This window comes from Pantoea sp. X-Soil-YNGN-785 (assembly GCF_059730585.1).
Genome location: NZ_AP035942.1, coordinates 1572006 through 1585235, shown reverse-complemented (window position 1 = coordinate 1585235; position 13230 = coordinate 1572006). Strand labels below are relative to the sequence as shown.

The following is a 13230-nucleotide window of genomic DNA, read 5'->3' as shown; positions in this document are numbered from 1 at the left end:
CAGACTGAGACTAAAATGACGCAAACACGCGCACAGCAGGCGCTGGTTACGCTTTCTGGCATCAGTAAAGCTTTTGATGGTAAGACCATCATTGATGATTTTAACCTGACCATCCATCACGGTGAGTTCATCACCCTGCTGGGCCCGTCGGGCTGTGGCAAAACCACCATTCTGCGCCTGATTGCCGGACTGGAAGCGGCAGATCGCGGCCGTATTTCGCTCGATGATCAGGACATTACTGATACGCCGGCCGAACACCGTCACGTCAATACCGTGTTTCAGAGCTATGCGCTGTTTTCGCATATGACGGTATATGAAAACGTCGCCTTTGGCCTGCGGATGCAGAAAACCCCGGCGGCGGAGATAACGACCAGAGTCAATGACGCGCTGGCAATGGTGCAGCTGGAAAGCTTTGCCGATCGCCGCCCGCATCAGCTCTCTGGCGGCCAGCAACAGCGTGTGGCGATTGCCCGCGCAGTAGTCAATCGTCCTGAAGTGCTGCTGCTGGACGAATCCCTATCGGCGCTGGACTATAAGCTGCGCCGTCAGATGCAGAACGAGCTGAAAGCCCTGCAGCGTAAGCTCGGCATCACCTTTGTCTTTGTCACCCACGATCAGGAAGAGGCGCTGACCATGTCCGATCGCATCGTGGTCATGCGCGACGGCAAGGTCGTGCAGGACGGTACGCCACGCGAAATCTACGAAGAGCCCGAAAACCTGTTTGTTGCCCGCTTTATCGGCGAAATTAATGTCTTTGATGCTGAAGTGCTCGCCAGCAACGGCGCGCCAGACGTGCGTGCCCGGGTCGAAGGACGCGAGTACGAGATCCACTGTGCTTTCCCGGTCAGCGTGGGTGACCGGCTTCATGTGCTGCTGCGTCCGGAAGATCTGCGTGTGCAGGAGATCCACGGTGACAGCGCATCAGATGGCCTGATTGGCTATGTGCGCGAACGTAATTACAAAGGCATGACGCTGGAGTCTTCGGTAGAGCTGGAGAACGGTAAGCTGGTTACGGTCAGCGAGTTCTTTAATGAAGATGACCCGGACGTTGATCACTCGCTTAATCAGAAGATGGCCGTGAGCTGGGTGCCGGGATGGGAGGTGGTACTGCCCTATGAAGCTGATGCGTAATGGTTTTCAGAAGGGGATCATCGCCCTGATTGTCGGCTGGCTGGCACTGTTCGTCTTTGTGCCCAACCTGATGATTTTTGTCACCAGTTTTCTGACGCGCGATGATGCACATTTCGTCAGCGCGGTGTTGACCTTCAGTAATTACACCCGGCTGCTCGACCCGCTCTATGCGCAGGTGCTGCTGCACTCGCTGAGCATGGCGCTGATTGCCACGATCGGCTGTCTGCTGCTCGGCTATCCCTTTGCATGGTGTCTGACAAAACTCACACCGCGCCTGCGTCCGCTGATGGTGTTTCTGTTAATTGTGCCTTTCTGGACCAACTCGCTGATCCGTATTTACGGCCTGAAAATTTTCCTCAGCACCCGTGGCTGGCTGAATGATTTCCTGCTGTCGCTGGGGCTGATCGATAAGCCGTTTCGCATCATGTATACCCCGGAAGCGGTGATCCTCGGGCTGATCTACATTCTGCTGCCGTTTATGGTGCTGCCGCTCTACTCCAGCCTGGAGAAGCTGGATAGACCGCTGCTGGAAGCGGCGCGCGACCTCGGTGCCGGTAAGCTGCAGACCTTTTTCCGTATTATTCTGCCGCTGACCATGCCGGGCATTATTGCGGGCTGTCTGCTGGTGTTGATCCCGGCGATGGGGCTGTTCTACGTCGCCGACCTGATGGGCGGCGCAAAGAATCTGCTGATTGGCAACGTCATCAAAAGTCAGTTCCTCAACATCCGCGACTGGCCATTTGGCGCGGCTACCAGCATTGTGATGACGCTGTTGATGGGATTGCTGTTGCTGATTTACTGGCGCGCGGCGCGACTGCTGAATAACCGGGTGGATTTAGGATGATGGCACGCCTGTTACGCGGCAGTTTTATGGCGATTATTTACGCCTGGTTCTATATACCAATTGTTATTCTGATCGTGAATTCGTTTAACGCCTCCCGCTTTGGCATTAACTGGCAGGGTTTCACGACCCGCTGGTACAGCCTGCTGCTGAACAATGACAGTCTGATTCAGGCGGCGCAGCACTCGCTAATCATGGGCGTGCTCTCAGCCAGCTGTGCCACACTGATCGGCGCACTCACCGCTGTCGCTCTCTTTCGCTACCGTTTTCGTGGCAAGCCCTTTGTCAGTGGCATGCTGTTCGTGGTGATGATGTCGCCGGACATTGTGATGGCTATCTCCCTGCTGGTGCTGTTTATGCTGCTGGGCATTTCGCTGGGCTTCTGGTCACTGCTCTTTTCCCACATTACATTTTGCCTGCCGTTTGTGGTGATTACCGTCTACTCACGCCTGAAAGGCTTTGATGTGCGCATGCTGGAGGCAGCCAAAGATCTGGGGGCCAGCGAAACTACCATTCTGCGCAAAATCATTCTGCCGCTGGCGATGCCAGCCGTCGCCGCCGGATGGTTACTGAGCTTTACCCTGTCGATGGATGATGTAGTGGTCTCTTCCTTTGTCACCGGTCCGACGTTTGAGATTTTACCGCTGAAGATCTACTCAATGGTAAAAGTTGGCGTCTCACCGGAAGTGAATGCGCTGGCCACTATTTTAATGCTGCTGTCACTGCTGCTGGTCGCGGCCAGTCAGTGGCTGCTGCGTGACAGAAATAAATAAGAGGATTGAGGATGAAAAAGAGATCTTACTGGCTGGCGGCAGGTGCATTGTTGCTAGGTATGAACGTGGCGCAGGCAGACAACAGTAATACCCTCTATTTTTACAACTGGACCGAATATGTGCCGCCGGGGCTGCTGGAGCAGTTCACGAAAGAGACCGGCATTAAAGTGATCTATTCGACCTATGAATCCAATGAGAGCATGTACGCCAAACTGAAAACCTGGAAAGATGGCGCTTACGATCTGGTCGTACCGTCAACCTACTTCGTGGCAAAAATGCGTAACGAAGGGATGCTGCAGAAGATCGACAAAAGCCAGCTCAGCAACTTCAGCAACCTCGATCCCGACCTGCTGAATAAACCCTTCGATCCTGACAATAACTATTCGATTCCCTATATCTGGGGCGCGACGGCAATCGGTGTCAATACCGATGAGATCGACGTGAAAAGCGTGACCCGCTGGGCCGATCTGTGGAAGCCGGAATATAAGCAAAGCCTGCTGCTGACCGACGACGCGCGCGAAGTGTTCCAGATGGCGCTGCGCAAGCTGGGATACTCCGGCAATACCCGCAATCCTGAGCAGATCAAAGCGGCATATCTTGAACTGAAAAAGCTGATGCCCAATGTGCTGGCCTTCAACTCTGATAATCCCGGTAATCCCTATATGGAAGGCGAAGTGAATCTGGGCATGCTCTGGAATGGCTCAGCGTATGTCGCACGTCAGGCGGGCACGCCGTTAGCGATCGTCTGGCCTGAAGAGGGCGGCATTTTCTGGATGGATAACCTCGCGATCCCGGCTAACGCGAAGAACAAGGCGGGCGCGCTGAAGCTGATTAACTTCCTGCTGCGTCCTGACGTCGCGGCTAAAGTGGCGGAAACTATCGGCTATCCTACACCGAACCTCGCGGCAAAGGCGTTGCTACCACCCGCCGTGGCGAACGATCCGTCACTCTATCCACCTGCTGACGTAATTAAGCACGGTGAATGGCAGGATGATGTGGGCGACGCCAGTCTTCAGTACGAAACCCTGTTCCAGCAGCTTAAAGCGGGCCGTTAAAATTGATTAAAGGGGCAGACTGCTGACAAACCCAATGAGGGTTGCTTTGGCAGCAATGCATTAGCTAAAAGCGCAGGGAACACGGGCAGAGGAGGAAAGCGTCCCGCGACAGGGACAAAAACGCCGGGAGCGTTTTTGAACAACGCAACGCGTTGGTCCGGTAACGGGCGCACCTCAAGGATGAGGTGCGTAATCGCGCGGGACGAGCGGCCATGGATGGTTTAAGCGACTTTCCGATCTGACCGTGTTCCCTGTGCATACACGGTCTTACAGCTGGCCGTGGCAGACTTTGTCAGCAACCTCGGGCGGCCATCGCCGCCCCGCCTACTTATACAGCCCGCGCAGCAGGGTATGAACAAACTCCGGCACCACTTCACTCGCCAGGCCGTAATGCCGTTCGGCAAACTCGTTACCCACCTGGCTCGGCTCCAGGTTCAGCTCAACGGTGTGCGCGCCCTGCAGTTTGGCCTCATGCACAAAGCCCGCGGCCGGATAAACATGGCCTGACGTGCCGATCGCGATAAAGTAATCGGCCTGTTCCAGCGCCTGGTAAATCTGCTCCATGCCCAGCGGCATCTCGCCAAACCAGACCACGTGCGGCCGCAGCACAGAGGGGAACTGACAGCAGGTGCAGCGATCGTCCGGCGTGATATCGCCGGTCCACTCAATTACCTGACCGCTGGTGACACAGCGCACCTTTAACAGCTCACCGTGCATATGCAGCACCCGGCTGTTTCCGGCACGCTCATGCAGGTTGTCGATGTTTTGCGTGACCAGCAGGAAATTATCGCCTAACACCTGCTCCAGCTCCGCCAGCGCCAGATGGGCGGCATTAGGCTGGATGTCGGCTTCCTGCAGCTGCTGACGACGCGCATTGTAGAAACGCTGCACCAGCGCGGGATCGCGCTGAAAGCCTTCGGGCGTGGCAACGTCTTCAACGTGGTGCTCTTCCCACAGGCCATCAGCCGCGCGGAAGGTCCGGATGCCGGACTCCGCGGAAATGCCTGCGCCGGTCAGCACCACAACATGCGGCTGGGGATGAGCGGCCAGTTCGGCCTGACGATCGCGCTCAAAAATGCGCTGGCGAAAGCGCTGATGCACTTTTCTCCGGGTTTTCTTCAGGCGGGCAAGTCGTATGCGGCGACGTGGTGTACGCATAAAATCTCCTGGCGTAGCAGCTGCGGCGAGCCGCTCTAAACAGATTCCGGGTTAACATCACCCGATAGTAACGGTTGCTGAGGGCATGACCCAACAGCAAAGGTCTTAAACAGATGCGGCGCGAAATCACTCGCGCCGCATTTTTATCACTGACCGCTTAGTACCCGAGCCGGGTCAATGCGGCTGGCGCGTCTGGCCGGATACCAGCTCGCCAGCAGGCTCAGCAGAATGGCGGTAATCAGTACTGAGAACACGTCAATCCAGTGCAGTTCCGAGGGCAGGAAATCAATAAAGTAGATATCTCCTGCCAGCAGATGATGACCGGTGATTGACTCCAGCCCGCGCACCAGTGAGGTCAGATTCAGCGCCACCAGCACGCCCGCGACCACGCCGCTGACGCTGCCCAGCAGGCCCGCCAGCAAGCCGTACCAGATAAAGATGGCGCGGATCAGCCGATCTTTCGCGCCGAGGGTACGCAGCACCGCGATATCGCTGCTCTTGTCCTTCACCGCCATCACCAGCGTGGAGACGATGTTAAAGCAGGCGACACCAATTACCAGCACCATCGCCAGATACATGATGGCGCGGATCATCTGAATGTCGCGGTACATATAGCCGTAGGTGCCAATCCAGCTCTTAATGTAGACGTAAGAACGGGTTGCTTCACCGGCATCGCGCACCAGTTTGACGGCCTGGAACGGGTCGGTCATCTTCAGCGCGATACCAGAGACGCTGTCACCCATATCCAGATAGTGCTGCGCATCGGCCAGCGGCACCAGCGCCAGACTGTGATCAAGCATGCCGCTGAGTTGCAGGATACCGCTGACCTGCAGCCGAATGCGTTTTGGCTGAAGCAGTTTGTTATCACCATCGTTATTCGGGATCATGATGGTGATCCAGTCGCCCTGCTTCACCTTCAGCGATTCAGCAATGCCGCCGCCCAGAATGATCTGCTGCTTACCGGCGGCAAAAGAGGACCAGGCGTTACCGGCGACAAACTGTGGCAGTGCGCTGAGGCGCGGCTCCTGGGCAGGATCAACGCCCTTCACCTGCAGCGCTTCCAGCCGGGCACCGCTCTCAATCAGGCCAGTGAAGTTGACATAGGGGGCTGCCGCCGCAATGCCGGGCACCTTTTCAATCGGCGCAATCATCGACTGCCAGTGCTGGAACGGCTGATTAACCGCCTCGATTTCACCGTGCGGCACCACCGCCAGAATGCGGTTATTCAGCTCACGCTCAAAACCGTTCATGGCGCTGAGGCCGATAATCAGCACCGCCACGCCTAGCGCAATCCCGATGGTGGAGATCACCGAAATCAGCGAAACCATGCCGCCACGACGGCGTCCACGGCTGAAGCGCAGGCCCAGCAACAGGGATAACGACGAACCCATTACAGCGCTCCTGCCAGAGTGAGCTGATCGCTTAACTGACCATCACGCATCTCCATCTGACGCGTCATGCGTTTTGCCAGCATCAGATCGTGCGTCACCACCAGAAAGGCGGTGCCCTGACGAACGTTCAGCTCGCCCAGCAGTTCAAAAATAGCATCGGCGTTGCGCGCATCCAGGTTACCGGTGGGCTCATCCGCCATCACCAGCCGTGGTCGGTTGACCAGCGCACGGGCGATCGCCACGCGCTGACGCTCGCCGCCGGACAGTTCAGACGGCCGGTGCGCGGCACGGTGGTCCAGCCCGACGGCGGCCAGCATCTCGCGGGCGCGTTCCTGCGCTTCCGCTTTCGCGATTTTGCCAATCAGCAGCGGCATCGCCACGTTCTCCAGCGCGCTGAAGTCTGGCAGCAGATGGTGGAACTGATAGATGAAGCCCAGCTCGCGGTTACGCAGCTCGGCTTTGGCCGACGAGGACATGGCGTTCAGCGACTGACCATCAAACACCACATCGCCCGACGTCGGCGCATCCAGACCGCCCAGCAGATGCAGCAGCGTACTTTTACCGGACCCGGAGCTGCCGACAATCGCCGTCAGTTCACCGGGCTGAAGGCTGAAAGCCACATTGCGTAGCACATCGGTCTGCACGCTGCCTTCCTGATAGCGTTTGCACAGGTCGCGGCACTGCAACAAAGGAGTGTTACTCATAACGTAAAGCCTCAGCAGGTTGAACGGCGGCAGCGCGCCACGAAGGATAGAGCGTAGACAACAGCGCCACAATCATCGCGCTGAGGGCGATGGTGACCACCTGCCACACATTGATATCAACCGGCAACGCGGCACCATCGAGGAACAGGCCAATCACCGGCATTAAATTGTTGAGCTGGCTGGCGAGCAGCACACCGAGCAGCGTGCCGAGCAGCGTGCCGATAATCCCGGCGCTGGCACCCTGCACCATAAACACCGCCACGATTTGCCGGCGCGTCAGGCCCTGGGTTTGCAGGATCGCCACTTCGCCCTGCTTCTCCATGATCAGCAGGCCTAATGAGGTGATGATGTTAAAAGCGGCCACAGCGATAATCAGGCTCAGCAGCAGGCCCATCATGTTCTTCTCCATGCGCACCGCCTGGAAGAGATCGCCTTTGCGCTCACGCCAGTCTTTCCAGACAAGACCCTGGGGCAGCGTCTGCTGGCTGAGGCTGTCAACCGATAGCGGTTTATCCAGCCACAGCCGCCAGCCGGTAATATTCCCGGCCGGATAGCGCATTACGCGCGACGCATCCTGAAGATTAACCAGAATCTGATAACCATCGACTTCGCTGTTGGCGGCATAGGTGCCCGCCACCGTAAACAGACGCTGGCTCGGCACGCGTCCCATCGGGGTAAACTGGCTGACCGACGGCACCATCAGACGCAGCTGATCGCCACGTTTTACGCCAAGCTGTGACGCCAGCTGTTCACCGAGGATCACATTGTACTGCCCGGCCTGCAGCACGCTCTGCTGGGTGTTCACCAGGAACGGCGTCAGCGGATCCTTTTCATCCGACTCAATGCCCAGCATCACGCCAACCGAGACGCTGTGCGGGCTTTGCAGCACCACACTGGCGGTGGTCAGCGGCGCGATGCGGCTGACACCCTGCAGATTCAGCGAGTCAGCGGGTTGCTGTTGGGGATTGAGACTGCCTTTGTCGCTGGTGATCAGCGCCTGAGGCATCAGGCCAAGAATATTGCCTTCGAGTTCACGCTCAAAACCATTCATCACCGATAACACGGTGACCATCGCCAGCACGCCGAGCGTAATGCCAATCGTTGAGAGCCAGGAGACAAAGCGACCGAAGCGATCCGATGCTCGTCCGCGCATGTAACGCAGACCGATAAATAGCGCGACAGGTTGATACATGGAATCCAGTAAGCCGTTGCCTGAAAATAGGTAGTGGGATGATAAAGGAGCGGCTCGCTTTATGAAACCTCTAACCCTCTGAGTCTGCAGCAAAGTTGCGTCAGGATACGTCACATTCACGACCAAAGCCGCAGAATAGACGATAAAGCCATCGCTTATTGGCTGATTATCCAGCGCCCTGGCGCGTAGACTACAATCTGTAACAGGATAAGAGGGTATTTATCGCACAGCGATAGAGGTAGCGACCATGTTGAAATTTCCCAAAGGCAGTATCGTTAAACATCAATCCGGGGAAATCAGAGGCGAAATCATCAACGTCTTTGAGCAGGGAAGCGCACCAGCCGGCTACTACGTAAAGTGGGACGACGGCAACCTCAGCTATCATCCTGAGCAGGAGTTATCCTGGGCAAATATCGACCGCCCACGCATGTATTACACACAGCAATCCATAAAATAGAATGCCCGTTTAACCCCGTCGCTGCAGAGCGACGGCGGTTTTTTCTGATCCCGCTCCAGACTCGTCTATCCTCTCTCTATCCGCTGTATTACCGCCGACGCCCGGTAATGGCTGACCGATCCCCGTGTTCAGCGCGGCGCGGCAGGAAAATTGTGCCGCAAAGGTGATCCCCCTGACATAATATGGAATGATTACGTCCTGGAAAAATGGAGCAACCCCGAGATCCCATGCCCGAACAGACTCGTTATACCCTGCCCGTTAAATCCGGCGATCACCGCCAGCTCGGCCAGCTCATCGGCGCTGCACATGCGGTAGAGTGTGCCAGCATTACCGAACGTCATGCTGGCCCGGTATTGATGATTACCCCCGATACCCAAACCGCCCTGCGTCTGCTGGATGAAATCCGTCAGTTTACCGATCTGCCGGTGGTGCACCTCGCCGACTGGGAGACGCTGCCGTATGACAGCTTCTCGCCGCATCAGGATATTATCTCCGCGCGCCTCTCGACCCTCTATCAGCTGCCGGTGATGCAGAGCGGCATGCTGATCATGCCGGTCAACACCCTGATGCAGCGCGTCTGTCCGCACAGTTTCCTGCACGGTCATGCGCTGGTGATGAAGCAGGGACAAAAGCTGTCACGCGACCGGCTGCGCGATCAGCTTGAGCAGGCAGGTTATCGTCATGTCGATCAGGTCATGGAGCACGGCGAATACGCCACGCGCGGCGCCCTGCTCGACCTGTTCCCGATGGGCAGCGATCAGCCCTATCGCATCGACTTTTTCGATGATGAGATCGACAGCCTGCGTCTGTTCGACGTCGATAATCAGCGCACGCTGGAAGCGGTGGCAGAAATTAACCTGCTGCCTGCGCATGAATTTCCCAGCGACAAAGCCGCCATTGAGCTGTTCCGCAGCCGCTGGCGCGAAATTTTTGATGTGCGCCGCGAGTCGGAGCACATCTATCAGCAGGTCAGCAAAGGCACGCTGCCAGCGGGCATCGAATACTGGCAGCCGCTGTTCTTTGAGCAGCCGTTACCCAGCCTGTTCAGCTATCTGCCTGACAACACCCTGATTGTGAACTGCGGCGACCTTGAAGGCAGTGCCACCCGCTTCTGGCAGGATGCTGAGGCGCGCTATGAGAACCGCCGGGTGGACCCGATGCGTCCGCTGCTGGAGCCGGTCACTCTGTGGCTGCGTCCCGATGCGTTAATGGGTGAACTGAAAGCCTGGCCGCGCATCCAGATGACCAATGAGGTGCTGCCTGCCAAAGCTGCCAACACCAATCTCGGTTATACCCCGCTGCCAGACCTCACCGTTCAGGCGCAGGCGAAAGCGCCGCTCGATCATCTGCGGCAGTTTATTGAGACCTTCAGCGGCGCCGTGGTCTTCTCGGTAGAGAGTGAAGGCCGCCGCGAGAGCCTGCAGGAGCTGCTGGCACGGATTAAACTGCGTCCTCAGCCGGTGCACCGTTTTGATGAAACCGTCGACGATCGTTTCACGCTGATGATCGGGGCCAGCGAGCGCGGTTTTATCGATACCCAGGGCAACCGGGCGCTGATTTGCGAAAGCGATCTGCTGGGCGAACGCGTCAGCCGTCGCCGTCAGGATACCCGTCGCACCATTAACCCGGACATTCTGATTCGTAACCTGGCGGAGCTGCATCCCGGCCAGCCGGTGGTGCATCTGGAGCACGGCGTGGGCCGCTATATCGGCCTGACTACGCTGGAAGCAGGCGGCATTGAGGCGGAATACCTGATGCTCTCTTACGCCAATGACGCCAAACTCTATGTGCCGGTTTCATCGCTGCACCTGATCAGCCGCTATGCGGGCGGGGCTGACGATAACGCGCCACTGCATAAGCTGGGCAGCGATGCCTGGTCACGCGCGCGGCAGAAAGCGGCGGAGAAAGTACGCGATGTGGCGGCTGAGCTGCTGGACATCTATGCCCAGCGCGCCGCTAAAACCGGCTTTGCCTTTAAGCATGATCGCGAGCAGTATCAGCTGTTCTGCGAAAGTTTCCCGTTTGAAACTACGCCCGATCAGGCACAGGCGATCAACGCCGTGCTGAGCGATATGTGTCAGCCGCTGGCGATGGATCGACTGGTGTGCGGCGACGTGGGCTTCGGTAAAACCGAAGTCGCGATGCGCGCCGCGTTTCTGGCGGTAGAAAACCACAAACAGGTGGCCGTGCTGGTGCCGACCACCCTGCTGGCACAGCAACACTACGATAACTTCCGCGATCGCTTCGCCAACTGGCCGGTTCGCATTGAGATGCTATCCCGCTTCCGTACCGCCAAAGAGCAGGCGCAGGTACTGGAACAGGCCAGCGAGGGCAAGATCGACATTTTGATCGGCACCCACAAACTACTGATGAGTGACCTCAAGTGGCACGATCTCGGCCTGCTGATTGTCGATGAAGAGCACCGGTTCGGGGTGCGTCATAAAGAGCGCATTAAAGCGATGCGTGCCGATGTGGACATCCTGACCCTGACCGCCACGCCGATCCCGCGCACCCTGAACATGGCCATGAGCGGCATGCGCGATCTCTCGATTATCGCTACCCCGCCTGCCCGCCGTTTAGCGGTAAAAACCTTTGTCCGTGAATACGACGATCTGGTGATCCGTGAAGCGATTCTGCGTGAAGTTCTGCGTGGCGGCCAGGTTTACTACCTCTACAACGACGTCGAAAATATTGAGAAAGCGGCGCAGCGTCTCAGCGATCTGGTGCCGGAAGCGCGGGTAGCGATTGGTCATGGACAGATGCGCGAGCGTGAGCTGGAGCGGGTGATGAACGATTTCCATCATCAGCGTTTCAACGTGCTGGTCTGTACCACCATCATCGAAACCGGGATCGACATTCCGACCGCGAACACCATCATCATTGAGCGGGCCGATCACTTTGGTCTGGCGCAGCTGCATCAGCTGCGTGGTCGCGTCGGTCGTTCGCATCATCAGGCTTACGCCTGGCTGTTGACGCCGCATCCGAAGTCTATGACCACGGACGCGCATAAACGCCTGGAGGCGATCGCCTCACTTGAAGATCTGGGCGCCGGCTTTGCGCTGGCAACCCATGACCTGGAGATTCGCGGAGCGGGCGAACTGCTGGGTGATGAGCAGAGCGGACAGATGGAGACGCTGGGCTTCACGCTCTACATGGAGCTGCTGGAGAATGCCGTGGATGCGCTGAAAGCGGGTCGCGAGCCATCACTGGAGGATCTCACCAGCAACCAGACCGAGGTGGAACTTCGCATGCCAGCGCTGCTGCCCGAGACCTTTATCCCGGATGTCAGCACCCGTCTTTCACTTTATAAGCGCATTGCCAGCGCGGAGGTTGAAGAGGAGTTGCAGGAGCTGAAAGTTGAGATGATCGACCGCTTCGGCCTGCTGCCTGACCCTGCGCGTAATCTGCTGGACGTGGCGATTATTCGCCTGAAAGCCCGCGCGGTCGGTCTGCGTAAGATTGAAGCCAGCGACAAAGGTGGCTATTTCGATTTTGCGCCGCAGAACAAGGTCGATCCGGCATGGCTGATTAGTCTGCTGCAGAAAGAGCCGCAGCAGTGGAAACTGGATGGGCCAACACGCCTGCGATTTACCCGCGAGCTGTCGGAAAGAAAAATCCGTATGGATTGGGTGCAGGGCTTCGTTTCACAACTGGCTGAGCATCAGGCGTAACCCTCTGCCCGCGCTTTGCTGAGCTAATCGGTAAAGTGCGGGAAAATGGCGATAAAAAAGGCGCATCTTTGAGATGCGCCTTTTTCATTACGTCGTGCTGTGTGGCCGCGAGTGCGGCAAAGCTTTGCCCAATTACGCCTGGTCACCGTTGAGAATCAGCTGACCATTGCGATCCAGTGGAATACGCGTGCCGGGGTCATTTTCCATACGGATTTTACCCTGCTGATCGCCTATTTTATAGGTCACGTCATATCCCAGTTTTTTCTCTTGTTTGTCATACACTGTTTTACAGCGCTGTTCGGTTGTCGTGTAGGTATCACGATCCTGCAGTCCGCCCTGGACCTGATTACCCGCATAACCGCCTGCCAATGCACCTGCTACCGTCGCAACATCCTTACCGCGACCGCCTCCGAACTGGTGACCCAGCACTCCACCTGCCACTGCACCTAATACAGAGCCAGCAAGACGGTTTTCATCCTGTACGGCCCGACGATGCGTCAGTGTGACATTACGGCACTCCTGACGTGGCTGTCTGATGCTCTCTTTGATTGGCGTTGCAGCCAGTACCTGAGCGTATTGAGGACCGCGATCAAACACGTTCATGCCTGCTACGGCGGCAACACCCAGCGCTGCTGCCACACCAATACCGATACCCGCTAACATTGATTTATTCACAGGAAGTTCCTCCTGAAAAGTGTTACCGCGCAATCCTGCTGTTAAAGCATCCTCAGTAACTGAGGTATAACCGGCGTGCGCGACGCGCCGTGTTTGTTGAGATGAAGTTTTACAGATGGACCGAAAATGCAACATCAGATAAATGGAGGAAATTGGTCACTTTACTATCAGGGCCAGTTTTT

Annotated in this window: 11 protein-coding genes; 6 read left to right on the top strand and 5 right to left on the bottom strand. The window is 57.1% G+C overall.

Annotation, left to right across the window (positions count from 1 at the left end; translation table 11 throughout):
- Nucleotides 1–15: 15 nt before the first annotated feature.
- From potA to potD, 4 genes are read left to right on the top strand one after another with little or no spacing between them, the layout of a single operon-like run.
- Nucleotides 16–1131: a spermidine/putrescine ABC transporter ATP-binding protein PotA gene (gene potA / locus AC6I8E_RS07330; RefSeq protein WP_497824608.1), complete on the top strand. Its 1116-nt coding sequence runs from the start codon at nt 16–18 to the stop codon at nt 1129–1131.
- Nucleotides 1124–1975: a spermidine/putrescine ABC transporter permease PotB gene (gene potB / locus AC6I8E_RS07325; RefSeq protein WP_497824692.1), complete on the top strand. Its 852-nt coding sequence runs from the start codon at nt 1124–1126 to the stop codon at nt 1973–1975. Before potA ends, potB begins: the two co-directional genes overlap by 8 nt.
- A complete protein-coding gene (gene potC / locus AC6I8E_RS07320; protein WP_013357485.1) occupies nt 1972–2745 on the top strand; it encodes a spermidine/putrescine ABC transporter permease PotC in 774 nt (257 codons plus the stop codon). Before potB ends, potC begins: the two co-directional genes overlap by 4 nt.
- A gap of 11 nt (nt 2746–2756) precedes the next feature.
- A complete protein-coding gene (potD, locus tag AC6I8E_RS07315; RefSeq protein ID WP_497824607.1) occupies nt 2757–3800 on the top strand; it encodes a spermidine/putrescine ABC transporter substrate-binding protein PotD in 1044 nt (347 codons plus the stop codon).
- 324 nt (nt 3801–4124) lie between these two features.
- On the opposite strand, the gene cobB is transcribed toward potD, so the two are convergent.
- The 4 genes from cobB to lolC form a co-directional block, all read right to left on the bottom strand.
- Complete coding sequence (gene cobB / locus AC6I8E_RS07310) at nt 4125–4958, bottom strand: Sir2 family NAD+-dependent deacetylase (RefSeq protein WP_095707369.1); 834 nt, start codon at nt 4956–4958, stop codon at nt 4125–4127.
- 146 nt (nt 4959–5104) lie between these two features.
- On the bottom strand, nt 5105–6349 hold the full coding sequence (gene lolE / locus AC6I8E_RS07305) for a lipoprotein-releasing ABC transporter permease subunit LolE (protein WP_033782665.1): 1245 nt from the start codon (nt 6347–6349) through the stop codon (nt 5105–5107).
- Nucleotides 6349–7053, bottom strand: a complete 705-nt coding sequence (gene lolD, locus AC6I8E_RS07300) for a lipoprotein-releasing ABC transporter ATP-binding protein LolD (protein WP_013357481.1) — start codon at nt 7051–7053, stop codon at nt 6349–6351. The genes lolE and lolD overlap by 1 nt, the downstream gene beginning before the upstream one ends.
- Nucleotides 7046–8245, bottom strand: coding sequence for a lipoprotein-releasing ABC transporter permease subunit LolC (lolC, locus tag AC6I8E_RS07295; RefSeq protein WP_497824606.1), 1200 nt, complete (start codon nt 8243–8245; stop codon nt 7046–7048). The genes lolD and lolC overlap by 8 nt, the downstream gene beginning before the upstream one ends.
- A 247-nt stretch (nt 8246–8492) precedes the next feature.
- Between lolC and AC6I8E_RS07290 the strand changes: the two genes are divergently transcribed.
- Entirely contained in the window at nt 8493–8702 is a 210-nt protein-coding gene (locus AC6I8E_RS07290; protein WP_013357479.1) for a hypothetical protein, read from the top strand.
- Between the two features lie 227 nt (nt 8703–8929).
- Nucleotides 8930–12373 (top strand): transcription-repair coupling factor, encoded by a 3444-nt coding sequence (mfd, locus tag AC6I8E_RS07285; protein WP_041456757.1) that lies wholly within the window; start codon nt 8930–8932, stop codon nt 12371–12373.
- Nucleotides 12374–12505: 132 nt separating this feature from the next.
- Here the strand turns inward: mfd and AC6I8E_RS07280 are convergent, their stop codons facing one another.
- Entirely contained in the window at nt 12506–13048 is a 543-nt protein-coding gene (locus AC6I8E_RS07280; RefSeq protein ID WP_033732285.1) for a glycine zipper 2TM domain-containing protein, read from the bottom strand.
- Nucleotides 13049–13230 lie beyond the last annotated feature (182 nt).